Origin of the sequence: Stenotrophomonas sp. STK17_22 (assembly GCF_051983905.1) — a bacterium.
GTDB lineage: Bacteria > Pseudomonadota > Gammaproteobacteria > Xanthomonadales > Xanthomonadaceae > Stenotrophomonas > Stenotrophomonas maltophilia_A.
Map to the genome: position 1 here is coordinate 3706809 of NZ_CP197010.1, position 18324 is coordinate 3725132.

Below are 18324 nucleotides of genomic sequence, written 5' to 3' on the forward strand. Positions count from 1 at the left end.
CGCATGGCCAAGAAGTCCCCCGAAAACGCCTCCCCGGTCGCCCAGTTCGAGCAGTCGCTCGAATCGCTGGAGCAGCTGGTGGAGCAGATGGAAACCGGCGAGCTGAGCCTGGAAGCTTCGCTCAGTGCTTACGAACGTGGCGTCGGTCTGTATCGCCAGTGCCAGCAGGCGCTGGAGCAGGCCGAGCTGCGCGTGCGCCTGCTCAGCGATCCGGCGCAGCCGGAAGCATCCGAGCCTTTCGATCCGCCCAGCCATGACGGCTGAGGTTCTGTTCGCGCGCTGGCGCGACCGTATCGAAAGCCAGCTCGACGCCGCGCTGCCCTCGCCTGCCGAAGCGCCGCAGCGCCTGCACCAGGCCATGCGCTATTCGGTGCTGGGCGGTGGCAAACGCATGCGCCCGCTGCTGGTCTACGCCAGTGGCCACCTGTTCGGTGCGCAGCCGGAAAGCCTGGATGCGGCCGCCATGTCCGTCGAACTCATCCACGCCTACTCGCTGGTGCATGACGACCTGCCGGCGATGGATGACGACGCGCTGCGTCGCGGCAAGCCGACCACCCACATCGCCTTCGATGAAGCCACCGCGATTCTGGCAGGCGACGCGCTTCAGACCCGTGCCTTCGGCCTGCTGGCCGATGCACCGCTGCCGGCCACGCTGCGCGTGGCCTGCCTGCAGACCCTGGCCCACGCGTCCGGCGCCGCTGGCATGTGCGGCGGCCAGGCGCTGGATATCGATGCCACCGGCCAGCAGCAGACGCTGGCGGCATTGACCCGCATGCATGCCCTGAAGACCGGCGCGCTGATCCGTGCGGCGGTGCGCATGGGCGCGCTGTGCGGCCAGGCCCACGAACCTCAGCTGGCCCAGCTGGACAGCTTCGCCGACGCACTCGGCCTGGCCTTCCAGGTACGCGATGACATCCTCGATGTCGAGGCCAGTTCCGAGCAGCTGGGCAAGACCGCCGGCAAGGACCAGGCGCAGGACAAGAGCACCTTCCCCGCCCTGCTCGGCCTGGACGGGGCGAAGGCCCAGCTGCACGAACTCGCGGCACGCATGCAGGCGATCCTGGCCGGGTACGGCGAAGAGGCTGATGCACTGCGTGCGCTGGCGACGCTGGCGGTCGAACGCGATCATTGATCGCTGGTGGTGATGCTGCCGCGCTGCGCGCTCGCCGGGCATGGCCCGGCGCTACCGTCAAGCAAAAACGCCCGGCAATGCCGGGCGTTTTCAGTTCCGCATGCAGCTGGTTTTACTTGACCAGGCGCAGCGCGAACGGGTAGCGGTACGCTTCACCGTTGTTGGCCTTGACCGCTGCAATGATGCAGAACACCAAGTTCAGGATGCCGACGATCGGGGCCAGGATGCCGCCGATGATCACGATGGTCAGCACGATGCAGATCAGCATCGCGATGGTGATGGTGATCTGGAAGTTCAGCGCTTCCTTGGCCTGGTCGGTCACGAAAGCCTTGCTGGCGTCGTCCTTGTTGATCAACCAGATGATCAGCGGACCGATGAACCAGGTGAAAATGCCCAGCAGGTGCGCGGCCAGGGCCATGGTGCGCTGGTCGGCCGGCACGTCGGTGGTGGCCGGCGGCGGCGGGACGTTATCGAATTCGCTCACGACAAAACTCCTTTTCATTGGGTGGTCTTGACCCACCAGCACCAAGCTGGTTGCGTCAGGCGGGCATAGCTTACGCCATCGACGCCATCAATCATTACCGGCGATGGTCATCCGCCCCAGCAGGATCGAACCGGTCCGGATGTGCGAGCGCGGGTCGACGTCACTGCCGACCGCTTCGATGCTGCTGAACATCTCGCGCAGGTTGCCGGCGATGGTGACGCCATCCACCGGGAACTGGATCTCACCATTCTCGACGCGGAAGCCGCCGGCACCGCGCGAGTAGTCGCCGGTCACCCCGTTCACGCCCTGCCCCATCAATTCGGTCACCAGCAGGCCATCGCCCATCTGCCGGGCGATGTCCTGCAGGGAGCCCGCGTTGGCGGCCAGCTGCAGGTTGTGCACGCCACCGGCATTGGCGGTGGTCTGCAGGCCCAGCTTGCGTGCCGAGTAGCTGCCCAGCACATAGCGCTGCAGCACGCCGTCACGGACCAGGGCCGAAGCACGCGTGGCCACGCCGTCACCGTCGAAGGCGGCCGAGCGCAGGCCACGGCGCAGGTGGGGCAGTTCCTCGATCTGCATCCAGTCCGGGAACAGCTGCTGGCCAACGCTGTTCAGCAGGAAGCTGGCCTGGCGGTACAGCGCACCGCCGGACACCGCCGACAGCAGGTGGCCAACCAGGCTGCGCGCTACTTCCGGGGCGAACAGCACCGGCATGCTGCCGGTGGCCATCGAACGAGGCTGCAGGCGGGCGACGGTGCGCTCGGCAGCACGACGACCGACCAGGCCCACGTCTTCCAGATCCTCGCGGGCCAGCGCGCTGGTGTACCAGCCATCGCGCTGCATGCCATCGCCCTGGCCGGCGATCAGCGCACAGCCCACCGAATGATGGGTGCCACGCTCACGGCCGAAAAAGCCATGCGAATTGGCGTACACCGACAGGCTCTGCATGCTCGAAACCGAGGCGCCGTCGGAATTACGGATCTGCGCATCGGCCTCACGGCCTGCGTTCTCGCAGGCCAGGGCCAGGTCCACCGCCTCGTCGGCCTGCAGCGCCCAGGGGTGCCAGGCATCCAGATCCGGGAAATCGGTGGCCATCAGTGCGGCCTCGGCCAGGCCGGCAGCCGGGTCATCTTCGGTGTGCCGGGCGATTGCACAGGCCTGCTCGACCGTAGCGGCAAGGCTGGCCTCGTTCAGGTCGCCGGTGCTGGCGCTGCCCTTGCGTTGGCCGAAATAGACGGTGACGGCGATACCGCGGTCACGGGTGGACTGCACGGTCTCCACCTCGCCAAGGCGGACATTGACCTCCAGGCCACGATCCTCGCTGCAGCTGACCTCGGCCTGGCTGGCGCCCAGCGCACGGGCGCGGTCGAGCAGCTGCTGGGAGAGGTCGGCCAGCCGTTCCAGCCGGGCCAGGCTGTCGTCGCCGACAGCGACTTCAGGGGCGATCACGTTCAATGCTTTATCCTGTACGGGTTGGGCCCGGCATCACGCCGGGCGACTTTTTTTGAGATCAGGTAGGAACGATGCGCGGACGCGACGAAGAAACCGGTGAATTCCACGACAAGAGCCGCAGCCAGAACCGGCGCGACGCGCTCGACGTCCTGGCCCTGGGCGAGAAGCTGGTGTCGTTGACCCCGGCCCAGCTGGCACGCCTGCCGATCCCGGAAGACCTGCTGCCGCATATCGCCGAGTGCAAGCGCATCACCGCCCACATCGCCCACAAGCGCCAGCTGGCGTTCCTGGCCAAGCACATGCGCCGCGAAGAAGACGCCACGCTGGATGCGATCCGCGATGCGCTGGACGCCAACAGCGAAACCGGTCGCCGTGAAGTGGCGATGATGCACCGCGCGGAAGACTGGCGCGAGCGCCTGCTGGCCGAGGGTGACAAGGCGCTGGCTGCACTGCTGGACGACTACCCGCAGGCCGACCGCCAGCAGCTGCGCACGCTGGTGCGCAATGCGCAGGCCGAGAAGGCCAGGAACAAGCCGCCGCGCGCCTACCGCGAAATTTTCCAGGTGCTGCGCGCCCTGATGCTGCCGGCCGCGCTGGGCCTGAAGGCCAGCGCCGAAGACGCCGCCCCCGTCGACAGCGACGAAGCCGACGAGGACTGAGTCCGCGCCGGCCTGGGCGGTGGCGCTGGCCATCGCCCGGCTCAGGCCTGGGTACCGCCGACCGTGATGCCCTCGATCAGCAGCGAGGGCTGGCCGACACCCACGGGCACGCTCTGCCCGTCCTTGCCACAGATGCCCACGCCCTCGTCCAGGGCCAGATCGTTGCCGACCATGCGCACCTTCTGCATGGTTTCCGGACCGTTGCCGATCAGCGTCGCACCCTTCACCGGCGTGGTGATGCGGCCATCCTCGATCAGGTAGGCCTCAGTGGCCGAGAACACGTACTTGCCGCTGGTGATGTCGACCTGACCGCCACCGAAGTTGACTGCGTACAGGCCCTTCTTCACCGAACGGATCATTTCCTGTGGGTCGTGCTGGCCGGCGCGCATGTAGGTGTTGGTCATGCGCGGCATGGTCAGGTGCGCGAACGATTCGCGGCGGCCGTTGCCGGTCGGCGCCATGCCCATCAGCCGTGCGTTGAGGCTGTCCTGCATGTAGCCGACCAGGATGCCGTCCTCGATCAGGGTGGTGCACTGGCTCGGGTGGCCCTCATCGTCGATGTTCAACGAACCACGGCGTCCGTCCAGCGTGCCGTCATCGACGATGGTCACGCCCGGGGCGGCAACGCGCTCGCCGATGCGGCCCGCGTAGACGCTGGTGCCCTTGCGGTTGAAGTCGCCTTCCAGGCCATGGCCGACCGCTTCATGCAGCAGCACGCCGGGCCAGCCCGGACCAAGCACCACCGGCATCACCCCGGCCGGTGCCGGAACGGCGTCCAGGTTCACCAGCGCCTGGCGCAGCGCCTCGCGGGCAAAGGCCTCGGGGCGGCCGTCGGCGAACAGCTCCTCATACCCGTAGCGGCCACCACCGCCGGCATAGCCGGACTCGCGGCGGCCGTTGTGCTCGACGATCACCTGCACGTTCAGGCGCACCAGCGGGCGCACGTCAGCGCCCAGCACACCGTCGCTGCGGGCGATAAGTACCGTATCGACGCCGCCGGACAGGCTCACCATCACCTGCTTCACGCGCGGGTCGGCGGCGCGCAGGTAGCCATCCAGGCGCTTGAGCACCTCGACCTTGGCCTCGTTGCCGATGCCATCGATCGGGTCCAGCGCCGGGTACAGCGCGCGCGCGTTGCCGCGCAGCAGCGACCGCCCGGACTGGGCGCCACCTTCACGCGAGATCGCACGCGCCGACTGCGCCGCCGTCAGCAGCGCATCGGCATGGATGTCGTCGGAGTAGGCGAAGCCGGTCTTCTCGCCGGAAATCGCCCGCACGCCCACGCCCTGCTCGATGGAATGGGCGCCGTCCTTGACGATGCCGTCTTCCACGCTCCAGCTCTCGCGGCGGGCATGCTGGAAATAAAGGTCGCCGAAGTCCACACCGGGGCCGAGCAGCTGGCCGAAGGTGCGCTCCAGGCCAGCGGTATCCAGGCCGCCGGGGCGCAGCAGGCGGTCTTGGGCAAGCGTCAGGGCGATATCAGTCATGGTTCTCGATCTGGGGATGCGGGGGCGCTCAGGCAAGCCCCGTGAACAGGAAAGCCGCGCTCAGCGCGAGCGCGGCAGGCCGGTGACGGTCGGCGGAATGGCCGGCGCCGGTGCCGGTACGGGTGGCGGAGCCTTGTCGCGGCTGCGCTCGATCACTTCCACCTTCGGTTCCTTCCATGGACCGGTCACCTTGTAGGTACGGGCGCCAATCTCGCCCAATGGCTTGGACAATACCGCATTGGTGGCCGCGCCCAGCGCCGCCCCCACCGGACCACCGGCGACCGCACCCACCACGGTCAGCAGATTGCCTGCACGCGGGTTGACGTCGATGGTCTGGTCGAACTGCTGGTTGCGCAGGTCGGCCTGGCCGCGGATGGTGATATTGGCTGCCGGGCCTTCGATCAGCACCTTGTCGGTGCGCGCCATGCCCTGGCCGAACTGCATGCTGCCGTCGATCTGGTTGAACGCGAAGCCCTTGGAGAAGAAGTCTCGGAAGTCGAACATCAGGCGCCGCGGCAGCTGGGTGACACTGAGCAGGCCCAGCACCCGGCCGGCGCCCGGTTCCAGCTCCAGCAGCTGGCCGTTGCGCGCGTGCAGGTCCAGGCGGCCCTGCAGGTTGCCCAGCTGGAAGTCCGACGGCCCCCCATTCCACGTGGCCTGCAGCTGCGCCTGGCCGGAACCGCCACGCAGCTGGCCGCCGTAGTCGAGGTTCTGCATCAGTCCGCCCAGGTCCTCGCTGCGCACCTGTGCGGTCAGCTCGGTGCGGGCACCACCGGTGCGGCCCAGCCAGCGACCGCTGATGTCGATCTCCTGGTCGGGCGCACGGAAGCGCAGCTCGTCCACGTTCAGGCCATTGGCCAGCGGCCGCGTACGCAGTACCGCCTGGCCCAGCACCACCTTGCCGAACTTCAGGTCGGCGATGTCCAGCGCGAACGGCGGCAGCTTGGCCGGGTCCATGTCGTTGGCGCCGGCCTGTACCCGTGCCGGTGCGGCCGATGCACCCGGAGCCGCCGGCAGGGATTGCCAGTGCACGCGGTCGAGCTGGCCACTGATGGTGCCGCCGTCTGCATTGGGGACGGTCAGGCGCCCGGCCAGCGACGGGCCGTTCAGGCGCACATCCAGTGCCTGCGCGCCCGGGCGCAGCTGCAACCGGGTCTGCTCGAACACGCCACCGATCAGCTTCAACTGGCCGACCTGCACGTCCACCGCACGCAGCGGCATGGCGTCGTCATCACTGCCACCCCGCGCCAGACTGATCCACTCCAGAGCGTCCAGGGTCGGACTGCGGCCATTGACGGTCAATCCGCTCGGCGGCGGCTCGCGGTCGACATGGTCGCTGCCCAGCGTCACCTGCACACCGGTCTGGTTGTTGTGGCTGCGTGCGGCCAGCGCCAGGCGCTGGCCGAACGCCACGTCGATGCGGCCGGCCCCCATCGGCAGCTGTGCAGCCACGGTGGTCGCCAACGGCTCGGCAGCCGGTTTGTCCAGCGGCGCCGGCAGGTCCAGCCGGGTCCCGACCAGATCGGAGCTCAACCGCAGCTCGCTGGGCGGCGCAGGCGCCCCCGGAGTGACCTTGGGCAGGCTGACCGCGATGGTCCACGGCGAGGTTCCGGTGATGTAGGGCTTGAGCCAGGCCATCTCCGGCGCGCGGTCGATCAGCACGCCGGCATCCAGCGTGGCCGACAGCTGCGATTCGAAGGCCAGTCTGCTGTCGTGCACGTAGCCACCGGCACGCAGGCTCAGGCGACCGTCCTGGCCGAGGTGGCGCACCGACAGCGCCTCGGCATCGAAACCGCCATTGCTGTAGCGCGCCTGCCCCTGCATGTTGTCGAAGGCGAGCTGGAAGCGCTTGTCGACCAGCTTCACGCCGGCCAGATCGACCGTCCCCTGCAGGTGGCCGCCACCTTCATCGTGGTGCAGTGGCTGCAGCAGATCGAAGGTCACATGCGCCGGGCCGGCAGCAGTGAGGTTGTCCAAGGTGTCGCCATAATCCTTGTGCAGCGGGCTCTGCCGCAGCATCGCCAGCAGCTTGCCCGCCTCGCTCTGCGCATCGGCGCGCACATACAGCGGCTGCTGCCCGAAATCCGGAATGCCCGCCTCGAACTTCTGCACCGCCACACCGGCCAGATCGCCGCGCCCATGCATGTCGAAGCCGGGGCCGATGAAGGCGATATCGGCGTCGACCTGGCTCATCAACGGCCAATCGTGCTGGAAACGGATGTCACCGTTGGTGATATGGCCGGTGGCCTCGAAGCGGCCATCGTTGTTGTCGAACGGCCAGTCGTCCAGGTCGCCACTGACCAGGCCGATACCATTGCGCACCTGGCCGCCGGCCAGCGCCATGTCCAGCCAGTCGGTGGCGCCCTTGCTCATCTTGGAGTGGATCCAGAAGCGCTTGGCCGCAGTCATCGGCACGTCGTCCAGCTTGGCCGCCAGCTGCAGCCACGGCCGCGTACCGTCCCCCTGGAACCAGACCCCGCCGCGCACGTCGGCCGCATAGTCGGTGCCTTCCACGCGCATCGCCGCAGTACCGATACGCCAACCACCGCCCTCGTCGCGCCAGCCCACCACCTGTCCCGCCAGATGCAGGTCATGACGCACACCAAAGCCGGTCGGCCAATCGAACTGCAGCTGCCGTTGCGGCTGCAACTGCAGGCTGAAGCCATCCGCGTCGCCTTCGAAGCGCCCGCCCAGGCCGCGCAGGCCGGGCGAATTGCCCCCGCTGGCGAAGCCCAGCGACTGCAGTTCGCCCTGCGCCCACAGCGGGCCATCGCGTTCGCCCGCCAGCTGCAACTCGCGCACATCCAGCTGCGGCCTGGACAGGAACAGCCAGCGACGCAGGCCCGGTTCAAGACGATCGCTCAGGGCCAGCGCACGCAGCGCGGTGCCGGCCTGCACTTCGCCAGAACGGACCCGCAGCTGCTTGCCAAGCTGCAGCTGCAGGCCATCGAGCTGCTGCTCGCCCTCTTCCGTTTTCAGGCGCAGGCGCGGCACCTGCAACGCCCAGCCATCAGCCTGGCGCTGCCAGCGCAGGCGTGCCTGCAACCGCTGCAGCTGCAGCTGCGGAGCCACCATCGAGGGCATCGGTGCGCCATCGATGCGGACATCACGCAGGTCCGAATCGGTGGTCACCGCCACCGGCGCGAAATCGCGCAGGGTCAGCCACAGGTTGAGTTCGCCCTTGCCTTCGCGCAGGCGCACACCGCCGGCCGCCAGCAGCGGCGACCAGGCATGGAAATCGACCGGATCGGCGCCCAGCCAGGCCTGGCCATTGCCGCGCACGCGGTCCACGTCCAGCACCGCCGTCAACGGCAGCGCTTCGGTCTGGGCCCAGGCACGCACGCCTACACGCAGGCGGTCGCCATTGACCCGCAGGCGCACGTCGATGCGTGGCAGCGTGGTGTCGATCCCCAGCTCCGGCGCATGCACGCCCAGGCGGCCTCCGATCACCTGCAGCTCGCCCAGCCGGCGCAGCGCATCCAGCGGGTCCCCGCCATTGGCGGCCTGCGGCAGGCCGCGTACCGACCAGCGACCGTCCTCGCCCTGCTGCAGGTCGAGCGCCAGGCCACGCAGGCGCAGCTCGGTCAGCGACCGGCCAGGCAACAGGCCGCTGTACATCGATACCAGCACTTCGGCCTCGCCGATCGCCAGGCCCTGGCCGGCGCCGATGCGCAGGCCCTTGAGCTGCAGCAGCGGGCCGCGCCGGGTCCAGGCGGTCTGCAGCTGGTCGAAACGCACCGGCTGGCCAGCGCGTTCACTCAGCCAGGCGGCAATCCTGTCGGGATGGCGCTCGGCCAGCGGTAGCAGCTGGCTGAAGGTGCCCACCAGCAGTGCAAGCCCGACCAGGCCCACCGCGCAGGCGGCAATGAAATGACGGCGGATCCTTCGCAGTCGCAGGCGCGGCGGCGCGCTCATCGGCCACCGCCGGCCTGCGGCCGGCGAGGATCAGAGCAGAACGACATCGAATTGCTCCTGCAGGTACTGCTCGTCCGCCTGGAAGCGGATGCTCTTGCCGAGGAATTCCTCCAGCTCGGCCACCGCCGCGGATTCCTCGTCGGTGATGCGCGCGACCACCTTGGTCGACGCGATCACCAGCAGGCGCGCGGCATCGAACTGGCGCACGGCACGGGTGATCTCGCGGAAGATCTCGTAGGTCACCGTCTCGGTGGTCTTGATGCTGCCGCGGCCGCTGCACTGCGGGCAGGTCTCCGACAGCTGGCGCTCCAGGCTTTCCACCGTGCGCTTGCGGGTCATCTCCACCAGGCCCAGCGGCGAGAAGTCGTACACCGTGGTCTTGGCATGGTCGCGGGCCAGCGCCTTTTCCAGGGTGCGCAGCACCTGGCGGCGATGCTCGGCATCGTCCATGTCGATGAAATCGATGATGATGATGCCGCCCAGGTTGCGCAGCCGCAGCTGCCGTGCCACCGCCTGTGCAGCTTCCAGGTTGGTGCGGAACACCGTCTCTTCCAGGTTGCGCTGGCCGAGGAACGAACCGGTGTTGACGTCGATGGTGGTCATCGCCTCGGTCTGGTCGATCACCAGGTAGCCACCGGATTTCAGCGGCACCTGCTTGTCCAGCGCGCGGCCGATCTCGTCCTCCACCCCGAACATGTCGAAGATCGGGCGATCACCGCTGTACAGCTCGATCTTCTCGGCCAGCACCGGCATGTACTTGGCAACAAAGGCCTGCAACTGCGCGAAGGTCTCCTTGGAGTCCACCTTCACCTTGTCAACGTCCTTGCGGATCAGGTCGCGTACCGATCGCAGCGGCAGGCTCAGGTCTTCATAGATGTTGCTGCACGAGGCCGCTTCGCGGCCACGACGCTCGACCACGTTCCAAACGCGCGACAGGTAGGCGATGTCCTCGGCGATGGCCTCTGCCGGCTGGCCCTCGGCATTGGTACGCACGATGTAGCCGTAGCCTCCGTGCTGCGCCGACAGTTCGGTCACCAGCGCCTTCAGCCGGGCGCGCTCGGTTTCATCCTCGATGCGTGCGGACACCCCCACCACCTTGGATTGCGGCAGCAGCACCATGTAGCGCGAGGGAATGCTGATCTGGGTGGTCAGGCGTGCGCCCTTGGTCCCGATCGGGTCCTTCACCACCTGCACCACGATGTCCTGGCCGTCGCGCAGCAGCTCGACGATCGGCACGCTGGACGGCGGCGGCAGCGTGGTGTTCTCGGTATCGGCACTGGCCACCGGCGCCGGCCGCACCACGTCGTTGGCATGCAGGAACGCGGCACGCTCCAGCCCGACTTCGACGAAGGCCGCCTGCATGCCGGGCATCACCCGCTGCACCTTGCCCTTGTAGATGTTGCCGACCACACCCCGGCGCCAACCGCGCTCGATGTGCAGTTCCTGCAGCATGCCGTTCTCGATCACCGCGACCCGGGTTTCGCGCGGGGTCACATTGACCAGGATTTCCTCAGACATCGGCAGCCTCCCTGGCGGCATCGGCAGTTGTGGCCGGCACGCCGCAGCGCGCCAGCAGACGATCGGTATGCAGCAATGGCAGCCCCATGACGCCGGAGTAGCTGCCGGAAAGATGTTCGATCCAGCGCTCGGCCCCGCCCTGGATGGCGTAGGCCCCGGCCTTGTCCAACGGCTCGCCGGTGGCCACGTAGGCGGCGATGTCGGCAGCGTCGATCGGGGCGAAGGTCACTTCGGAAATGACCAGTTCGCTGTCCAGCCCGTCCGCGCCGACCACCACCACGGCGGTCATCACCTGATGGGTACGCCCGGCAAGGCGCGCCAGCATCGCCCGCGCATCGGCGGCGTCAGTGGGCTTTCCGAACACGTCGCCATCCAGCACCACCTCGGTGTCCGAGCCGAGCACGCGCGCCTGCGGGTCATCGGCCAGCACCCGGGCCAGCCCGGCGCGCGCCTTGTCGGCGGCGACCCGGCAGACATACTGTTCGGCGCTTTCAGCGGGCGCGCGCTGCTCGACGACCTCCAGGTCCAGGGCCTGGAAGGGGCGTCCGAGTCGGGCCAGCAGCTGGTTGCGTCGGGGGGAACGGGAAGCAAGATAGAGCATCGGCACAGCATAACCTGAGGCCGCCACCTGAATCGTCGGCAACCCGCCCCGGAACGTGCGCAACCCCGAACGGGCTCACAGCGCGTTCATCGCTACGACACCACCCTCAACGGCACAACAAGGAGTTCTCCATGCGCCTGACCGCCACCCCGCTGCTGCTCGCCCTGTCCCTCGCCCTTGGAACCTCGATGACCGCCCATGCTGCCCCGTCGTCGCCGTCGATCGCCGCCCCGGCCGAAGGCACCCTGCTGAACATCTCGGCCAATGCCGAGGCGACCCGCGTGCCGGACGTGGCCACCCTGTCGGCCGGTGTGGTCACCCAGGCCGCCGATGGCAACAGCGCCATGCGCCAGAACGCCCAGCAGATGGACAAGGTACTGGCCGCGATCAAGGCCGCCGGCATCGCCGAGCGCGACGTGCAGACCAGTGGCGTCAGCCTCAACCCGCAGTACCGCTATGCCGACAACGAAGCACCGAAGATCACCGGCTACCAGGCCAGCAACACGGTCAGCCTGAAGGTGCGCGACATCGCCAAGCTGGGCAAGGTGCTGGACGCACTGGCTGCGCAGGGCGCCAACCAGATCAACGGCCCCAGCTTCGAGATCGACCAGCCGGAACCGGTCTACGACGAAGCGCGCCTGGCTGCACTGAAGAAGGCCCAGGCCCGCGCCCAGACCTATGCGAAGTCGCTGGGCTTGCAGGTGCGCCGCATCGTCAGCATTTCCGAGAACGCTGGCGGCGGCTACCGCCCGATGCCGATGATGCGGGCCATGTCGGCCGGCGCGGCGATGGACAAGGCCACCCCGGTCGCACCGGGTGAATCGACCGTCTCGGTCAACCTGGACGTGGTGTTCGAACTGGGTCGCTGATCCCGTTCGCCATTGCCGACAAAGGCGGATCCCGCAGGGGATCCGCCTTTTTCATGCCCGTAGCCGGCGTTGGCTGAAGGCCAGCCCAACGATCGCCCCCCTGCCTCTAGGCAGTGGCTGCCCTGTCGCGCTACTGATGGACTGCCAGCCGCGTGCGGCAACCCCGCCACGGGCCCTGGTGCGTTGAGGACTTCGTCACTGGCATGGAGGTGGACCATGGTTCGTACGTATCCCGTTGCATCCCCGCACTTCGACCCCGCCCGCGTTGCCGCCTGGAGCGCGGCCATCGCCCTGCATCTGCTGGCCTTCCTGTTGCTGCTGATCCCGGCGACCTACCAGGCCGTGCAGGTTCCGCGTGACAAGACTGCGGTCAGGCTGATCGAGAAGATCCCGCCACCGCCCACGCCGCCGGTTCCGATCCCGCCGAAAGAGATCGTCCAGGTGGTGCCGAAACCCCGGACGCAGCCGGTAGCACCGCCACTGCCTGCACCCACCGCGACCGTGGAGGAGACCCAGGGCATCGCACTGCCGGCCGCCGAACCGGCCCCGCCCCAGCTGGCACCGAGCATCGATACCTCCACGCCTCTGGCCGGCGCCCAGCTGCAGTACCGCAGCGCCCCGCCGCCGGCCTACCCGCTGGCGGCACTGCGCAACCGCGAGCAGGGGACGGTGCTGTTGCGGGTAGAGGTGGACTCCCACGGGCAGCCGGCGGTGGTCAGCATCGAGCGCAGCAGTGGCTCGCGCAGCCTGGACCAGGCCGCACGCCAACAGGTGCTCAGGCACTGGCGCTTCGAGCCGGCCCAGCGTGATGGCGTGGCCGTGCCGGCCATCGGCATGGTGCCGGTGCAGTTCTCGCTGCCGGACTGAGGTGATCGCCGGCCCGGCTGCTTGCCGGGCCGGCGCTTCCGTCCGGGCGGGTACGGACGGAACAGGATCAACTGTTATTGATTAAGCAAAAATTCACGACTTCGTCACCTGTCGGAAACCTAGATTGGTCCGTCCCGGAATCTTCCGGAGACAGCCCTCAACGCTACGGTTTTCCAGTTAGGAGAGAAGCTGTGAAACACCTGATCCAACGGCCCGCCAGCCGCCGCCGCACCACCCTGGCATCGTCCATCACCCATATCCTTACCGGCGGCACGCTGCTGCTGGTTGGCGCCGTGGCTTCCACCTCCGCTTTCGCGCAGGAAAAGGCCACCAACCTGGACCGCATCACGGTCACCGGTTCGAACATCCCGCGCACCAACACTGAAACACCGTCCCCGGTGCAGGTGGTGACCCGCCAGGAAATCGACCGTACGGGCAAGACCACGGTTGCCGAGTACCTGCAGACCATCACCGCCAATGGCGCCGGCTCGATTCCCAAATCGTTCGGCAACGGCTTCGCCGGTGGTGGCGCCGGCATTTCGCTGCGTGGCCTGGGCGCGGGTTCGACCCTTGTCCTGTTGAATGGCCGCCGCATGGCCACCTACGGCCTGGCCGATGACGGCCAGAAGGTCTTCACCGACCTGAGCACCATCCCGCTCGACGCCGTTGAACGTGTGGAAGTGCTGAAGGATGGCGCGTCGGCGATCTATGGTTCCGACGCCATCGCCGGCGTGGTCAACATCATCCTGCGCAGCGACTTCCAGGGCGCGATCCTTCGCGGCTCCTACGGCCTGTCCGGCGACAGCGATGGCGATACCAAGAAGGCGACCCTGACCGCCGGTACCGGCGACATGGCCACCGACGGCTGGAACGCTTTCTTCAGCCTTGACGTCGGCAAGAGCGACGCGATCAAGATCAGCGACCGCAAGAACCGCAAGTGGATCGGCACCGGCGACACCCGCCAGTGGGGCTATGGCAACAATGCCCAGTTCCTGGGCGGCGCCTTCCTCAGCGGCAAGACCCGCGGCGGCGTTGGTCCCAATGGCTCGGTGTACGACGACCGCAATGTCACCGACACGAATCCGGCCACCCTCGTACCGCTGCCGGGCTGCCAGGGCTTGACCACCATCGGTGGCCAGACCGACGCCTCTGTCGCCGCGCAGGGCTGCCTGTGGGATCCGGCACAGCTGTATCGCGATATCTCGCCGGAAGAGAAGTACGTCAATGTGTTCGGCCGCGCCAGCTTCGCGTTCGGTGAAGGTGGCGAAATCTACACCGAGATCGGCTACTCGAAGAAGGAAACCACCTTCAGCAACACGCCGTCCGCCGCGTCCGGCGGCTGGGGTTATCCCGGCGGCCCGGTCAACGGCAACAGCGGTCCGGGCGCCGTGGTGCTTGGTCCCAATCATCCTGACCGGCCTGCCGGCCTCGGTACTGGCCCGTTGCGCCTGCGCTATAGCGCTTGGGACGTCGGCCCCCGCGTGACCGACAACACCAACGAGTTCAATCGTTTCCTGGTCGGCGTCAAGGGCAACTGGGGTGATTGGAGCTACGACACCGCCTACCTGCACTCGGGCACCGACCTGGTCAACGAGCGCACCGGCTTCCTGCGCTACAGCGCCGTGAAGTGTGCACTGGGTGACGCGAACTGTGCCGGTGGCGTATGGCGCATTGGCGACAATGCCAACCTGAACTCCCAGGCGCTGTATGACTACATCTCGCCGAAGATCAGCGCACGTGCCAAGTCCAGCCTGGATATGTTCGACTTCACCGTGTCGCGCAGCCTGATGGACCTGAAGGGTGGCCCGCTGGGCCTGGCGATCGGTACCGAGTGGCGCAAGACCAGCAACAGCCTGACCCCGCAGACCTACACCGACACGGGTGACATCATCGGCCTGGGCTACTCGGCCTACGACGGCACCCAGAACGTGTACGCCGGTTACGTCGAACTGTCGGCACCGGTGTTGGAGCAATTGGAACTGTCCGCTGCCCTGCGCTACGACAAGTACGAAAGTGGTGAAGGCAAGGCCACGCCGAAGCTGGGTGTGAAGTGGACGCCGGCCGACTGGATCGCCCTGCGCGCCAGCTACGCCGAAGGCTTCCGTGCACCGAACCCGGCCGAGAACGGCGACGGTGGCCTGGCCGCGTTCTCCACGGCCTCGGATCCGATCCGTTGCCCGGACGGTGAAAACCCTGCCCCGGGCGCTTCGCCGGACGACTGCGGCTCGCAGTCGGTTGCGATCATCACCCGTCCGAACAAGGACCTGAAGCCGGAAGAGTCGAAGAGCTACTCGGTGGGTATCGTGCTGCAGCCTACCCGCTCCACCTCGCTGACCGTCGATGCGTGGGAGATCAAGCGCACCAACGAGATCGCCCAGGGCGATACCGATGACGCGATCCGGGCTGGCAACGTCCTGCGCGACAACAACCTGCTCAACGGCGTCGCCGGTACCGGCAGCATCCTGGCCGTCAACACCGCCTACATCAACGCCAGTTCCTCGCGCGTTCGCGGTATCGACACCGACATCCGCCAGACCTTCGATATCGGCCCGGGCCAGCTGGAGATGGATCTGCAGTGGAGCCACCTGCTGAAGTTCGAGCGCACCAGCGGTACCAGCACCGATGACTTCCTGGGCACGCACGGCAACTGCGACGTGACCAACTGCATCGGCACGCCGAAGGACCGCATCAACTTCGGTACCACCTGGAAGCAGGGCCCGTGGAGTGTCAGCGGCGTGGCCAACTACATCTCCAGCATGGAAAACACCGACAAGCGCGGCGGCAAGTACCAGTTCTTCTATGCCGACGGCTCGCCGGTGAAGAAGATCTCTTCGTTCACCACCTTCGACCTTTCCGGCCGCTGGGCAATCACCGAAGCGTTCGAGCTGAATGCTTCGGTCGAGAACGTCTTCGACCGCATTGCTCCGCTGGATCCGCTGACCTATGGCGGCGTGAACTACAACCCGATGCACTTCAGTGGTGCCATCGGTCGCTACTTCACCGTCGGTGCCAAGTACACCTTCAAGTAATACAGGCAACACCCTTCAACGCAACAACTTCGAAGGCCCGGGCAGCTGCCCGGGCCTTCATCGTTCCGCCCCTTGCAGGCATGTTCACGGGCACATGGCTACCGTGTGCACGCGGCATCACCGCCGCAGGGGATCCGCATGGCCGCAACTTCGCAACGCCTGGGCCTGCCCGCGTTGACTGCACTGGTGGTCGGCTCGATGGTCGGCGCCGGCATCTTTTCATTGCCGCAGAACGTGGCGCGCAGCGCCGGCCCGGCCGCGGCGCTGATCGGCTGGGCCCTGAGCGGCGCGGGCATGCTGATGCTGGCCTTCGTGTTCCAGGCCCTGGCCAACCGCCGGCCTGATCTCGATACCGGCATCTACGCATATGCGCGCGAAGGCTTCGGCAACTACATCGGCTTCTCCGCTGCGTGGGGCTACTGGGTCGCCTCGGTGCTCGGCAACGCCAGCTTCTTCGTGCTGATCTTCAGTGGCCTCGGCCACTTCATGCCCGTGTTCGGCGAAGGCAATACCCCGGCCGCCGTGGCCGCATCGTCATTGCTGTTGTGGACCGTACACCTGTTGGTGCTGCGTGGCCTGCGCACTGCAGCCATCGTCAACGGCCTGGTGACCGTGGCCAAGCTGCTGCCGATCGCCCTGTTCCTGGTCCTGGCCGCCGGCGCGTTCCGCATGGACGTGTTCCGCGCCGATTTCCTCGGCGCGCCTGCACTCGGCGACCTTGGCCAGCAGCTGCGCGGCATGATGCTGGTGACCGTGTGGGTGTTCATTGGCATCGAGGGCGCCAGCATCTACTCGCGGCGCGCCGCACGCCGTGCCGACGTGGGTCGCGCCACGGTGATCGGCTTCCTCGGCGTGTGGCTGCTGCTGGTGCTGGTCAGCCTGTTGTCGATGGGCGTGCTGTCGCAGGCGGAACTGGCCGGACTGCCCAATCCGTCGATGGCCTATGTGCTGCGCGCCATTGTCGGCGAATGGGGCGCGACGGTGATCATCATCGGTTCGATCATCTCCGTTCTCGGTGCATTGCTGGCCTGGGTGCTGCTGTGCGCCGAAGTGCTCTATGCCGCCGCAGGTGACGGCACCATGCCGGCCTTCCTGGGGCGTGAGAACGCGCGCGGCGTGCCGGCCAATGCACTGTGGTTGAGCAACGGGCTGATCCAGTTGTTCCTGCTGCTGGTGCTGGTCAATTCCGGCAGCTATACCGGGCTGGTGCTGCTGGCCGCGTCGATGAGCCTGGTGCCCTACTTCCTGTCCACCGCGTTCGGTGTGCAGCTGGCCTGGCGTGGGCAGGCCTATGCCGGAGAACCAGGCGTGCGCTGGCGCGATTTCGTGGTCGCACTGCTGGCCAGCGCCTATGCGCTGTGGCTGGTGTATGCCGGTGGCCTGGACAACCTGCTGCTGTCGGTGCTGCTGTACGTGCCCGGTGTGGTGCTGTTCGCGCTGACCAGGCGCCAACGCGGCGAACAGGTATTCACGCGTTGGGAGGGGGTGCTGTTCGCTGCGATCCTGATCGTGGCGATCGCCACGCTGGTGGCGTTCTGGCGAGGCAATCTCGCGCTGTAGACCCGAGCCCACGCTCGGCTGGTTCATCCGCAGCAGCCGAGCATGGCTCGGCTCCACAACAGCAGTCGCGCAAGCTCGACGCTACAAAGACGCAAAAAAAAACCTGCATCTCGCGATGCAGGTTTTTCAAGGTGGCGCCCGAAGTTGGACTCGAACCAACGACCCCCTGATTAACAGTCAAGTGCTCTAACCGGCTGAGCTATTCGGGCAGACGACTAGTATAACCATTCTTCACGCGCGATGGTAGGGGTGATTGGCAATCATTGCGGCAGCCCGATACAGCTGCTCGGCCACCACCAGGCGCACCAGCATGTGCGGCAGCGTCAGCGGGCCGATCGACCACTTCTCATCGGCCAGCGCGGACACCTCCGGCGAATGCCCTTCCGGGCCACCGATCAGGAACGCCAGGTCCCTTCCCTGCCCGCGCCAGTGTTCCAGGCGCTGCGCCAGCTGTTCGGAACTGAGCTGGCGGCCCGGCACGTCCAGCGCCACCACATAGGCATTCTTCGGCAGCGCAGCGATGACCCGCTTGCCTTCATCTTCGGTGGCGCGACGCGGATCGCGCCCCTTGCCACGCAGGCCGGGCTCGATTTCCACCAGCTCGAACGGCAGCCAGTGCGACAGCCGCTTCTGGTACTCGGCGAAGCCCTGCGCCACCCAGCTGGGGGCGCGTTCACCGGTGGCGATCAGGCGGGCTTTCATCAACGGTCCTCCAAAACGTCGACGGCGCCATCGGCGCCGTCGAAGGGAT

The 18324-nt window shown here is 67.3% G+C and carries 14 protein-coding genes and 1 tRNA gene; 7 read left to right on the top strand and 8 right to left on the bottom strand.

Going from position 1 to position 18324, the window contains the following annotated elements:
• The first annotated feature begins 3 nt into the window (after window positions 1-3).
• Both ACSYS9_RS17390 and ACSYS9_RS17395 read left to right on the top strand, forming a co-directional pair.
• On the top strand, window positions 4-264 hold the full coding sequence (locus tag ACSYS9_RS17390; protein WP_005410522.1) for an exodeoxyribonuclease VII small subunit: 261 nt from the start codon (window positions 4-6) through the stop codon (window positions 262-264).
• Entirely contained in the window at window positions 254-1132 is an 879-nt protein-coding gene (locus ACSYS9_RS17395; RefSeq protein WP_049462723.1) for a polyprenyl synthetase family protein, read from the top strand. The genes ACSYS9_RS17390 and ACSYS9_RS17395 overlap by 11 nt, the downstream gene beginning before the upstream one ends.
• A gap of 112 nt (window positions 1133-1244) precedes the next feature.
• On the opposite strand, the gene ACSYS9_RS17400 is transcribed toward ACSYS9_RS17395, so the two are convergent.
• Window positions 1245-1616 (bottom strand): DUF4870 domain-containing protein, encoded by a 372-nt coding sequence (locus ACSYS9_RS17400; protein WP_071228717.1) that lies wholly within the window; start codon window positions 1614-1616, stop codon window positions 1245-1247.
• 87 nt (window positions 1617-1703) lie between these two features.
• Window positions 1704-3071 carry a metalloprotease PmbA gene (pmbA, locus tag ACSYS9_RS17405; RefSeq protein WP_071228716.1) on the bottom strand — a complete coding sequence of 456 codons (1368 nt, stop codon included), beginning with the start codon at window positions 3069-3071 and terminating at the stop codon, window positions 1704-1706.
• Between the two features lie 68 nt (window positions 3072-3139).
• Between pmbA and yjgA the strand changes: the two genes are divergently transcribed.
• Window positions 3140-3727 (top strand): ribosome biogenesis factor YjgA, encoded by a 588-nt coding sequence (yjgA, locus tag ACSYS9_RS17410; protein WP_049462721.1) that lies wholly within the window; start codon window positions 3140-3142, stop codon window positions 3725-3727.
• A 41-nt stretch (window positions 3728-3768) separates the two neighbouring features.
• On the opposite strand, the gene tldD is transcribed toward yjgA, so the two are convergent.
• The 4 genes from tldD to ACSYS9_RS17430 are packed head-to-tail and all read right to left on the bottom strand — an operon-like array spanning window position 3769 to window position 11248.
• On the bottom strand, window positions 3769-5214 hold the full coding sequence (tldD, locus tag ACSYS9_RS17415; RefSeq protein WP_049398683.1) for a metalloprotease TldD: 1446 nt from the start codon (window positions 5212-5214) through the stop codon (window positions 3769-3771).
• Window positions 5215-5274: 60 nt separating this feature from the next.
• Window positions 5275-9129, bottom strand: a complete 3855-nt coding sequence (locus ACSYS9_RS17420; protein WP_440568257.1) for a YhdP family protein — start codon at window positions 9127-9129, stop codon at window positions 5275-5277.
• A 30-nt stretch (window positions 9130-9159) separates the two neighbouring features.
• Window positions 9160-10647 carry a ribonuclease G gene (rng, locus tag ACSYS9_RS17425; RefSeq protein WP_010482960.1) on the bottom strand — a complete coding sequence of 496 codons (1488 nt, stop codon included), beginning with the start codon at window positions 10645-10647 and terminating at the stop codon, window positions 9160-9162.
• Window positions 10640-11248, bottom strand: coding sequence for a Maf family nucleotide pyrophosphatase (locus ACSYS9_RS17430; protein ID WP_032128990.1), 609 nt, complete (start codon window positions 11246-11248; stop codon window positions 10640-10642). The genes rng and ACSYS9_RS17430 overlap by 8 nt, the downstream gene beginning before the upstream one ends.
• 131 nt (window positions 11249-11379) lie before the next feature.
• Here ACSYS9_RS17430 and ACSYS9_RS17435 point away from each other — a divergent pair, with 131 nt between their 5' ends.
• From ACSYS9_RS17435 to ACSYS9_RS17450, 4 genes are all read left to right on the top strand, one after another.
• Window positions 11380-12117 (top strand): SIMPL domain-containing protein, encoded by a 738-nt coding sequence (locus ACSYS9_RS17435; protein WP_006382138.1) that lies wholly within the window; start codon window positions 11380-11382, stop codon window positions 12115-12117.
• 216 nt (window positions 12118-12333) lie between these two features.
• The gene (locus ACSYS9_RS17440; RefSeq protein ID WP_071228714.1) at window positions 12334-12984 is read left to right on the top strand and encodes an energy transducer TonB; all 651 of its coding nucleotides are present in this window, start codon (window positions 12334-12336) and stop codon (window positions 12982-12984) included.
• 191 nt (window positions 12985-13175) lie between these two features.
• Complete coding sequence (locus ACSYS9_RS17445; RefSeq protein ID WP_019338628.1) at window positions 13176-16013, top strand: TonB-dependent receptor; 2838 nt, start codon at window positions 13176-13178, stop codon at window positions 16011-16013.
• 138 nt (window positions 16014-16151) lie between these two features.
• A complete protein-coding gene (locus ACSYS9_RS17450; RefSeq protein WP_071228713.1) occupies window positions 16152-17573 on the top strand; it encodes a basic amino acid/polyamine antiporter in 1422 nt (473 codons plus the stop codon).
• Window positions 17574-17705: 132 nt separating this feature from the next.
• On the opposite strand, the gene ACSYS9_RS17455 is transcribed toward ACSYS9_RS17450, so the two are convergent.
• Window positions 17706-17782: transfer RNA gene (locus ACSYS9_RS17455), tRNA-Asn, on the bottom strand.
• Window positions 17783-17804: 22 nt separating this feature from the next.
• A complete protein-coding gene (gene rlmH / locus ACSYS9_RS17460) occupies window positions 17805-18275 on the bottom strand; it encodes a 23S rRNA (pseudouridine(1915)-N(3))-methyltransferase RlmH (RefSeq protein WP_005418108.1) in 471 nt (156 codons plus the stop codon).
• Window positions 18276-18324 lie beyond the last annotated feature (49 nt).

Excerpts from the sequence above, each read along its gene's own strand:
- ACSYS9_RS17390 (WP_005410522.1), top strand. The coding sequence starts at position 4 with ATGGCCAAGAAGTCCCCCGAAAACGCCTCCCCGGTCGCCCAGTTCGAG.
- ACSYS9_RS17395 (WP_049462723.1), top strand. The coding sequence starts at position 254 with ATGACGGCTGAGGTTCTGTTCGCGCGCTGGCGCGACCGTATCGAAAGC.
- yjgA (WP_049462721.1), top strand. The coding sequence starts at position 3,140 with ATGCGCGGACGCGACGAAGAAACCGGTGAATTCCACGACAAGAGCCGC.
- tldD (WP_049398683.1), bottom strand. The coding sequence starts at position 5,214 with ATGACTGATATCGCCCTGACGCTTGCCCAAGACCGCCTGCTGCGCCCC.
- ACSYS9_RS17420 (WP_440568257.1), bottom strand. The coding sequence starts at position 9,129 with ATGAGCGCGCCGCCGCGCCTGCGACTGCGAAGGATCCGCCGTCATTTC.
- rng (WP_010482960.1), bottom strand. The coding sequence starts at position 10,647 with ATGTCTGAGGAAATCCTGGTCAATGTGACCCCGCGCGAAACCCGGGTC.
- ACSYS9_RS17430 (WP_032128990.1), bottom strand. The coding sequence starts at position 11,248 with ATGCTCTATCTTGCTTCCCGTTCCCCCCGACGCAACCAGCTGCTGGCC.
- ACSYS9_RS17435 (WP_006382138.1), top strand. The coding sequence starts at position 11,380 with ATGCGCCTGACCGCCACCCCGCTGCTGCTCGCCCTGTCCCTCGCCCTT.
- ACSYS9_RS17440 (WP_071228714.1), top strand. The coding sequence starts at position 12,334 with ATGGTTCGTACGTATCCCGTTGCATCCCCGCACTTCGACCCCGCCCGC.
- ACSYS9_RS17450 (WP_071228713.1), top strand. The coding sequence starts at position 16,152 with ATGGCCGCAACTTCGCAACGCCTGGGCCTGCCCGCGTTGACTGCACTG.
- rlmH (WP_005418108.1), bottom strand. The coding sequence starts at position 18,275 with ATGAAAGCCCGCCTGATCGCCACCGGTGAACGCGCCCCCAGCTGGGTG.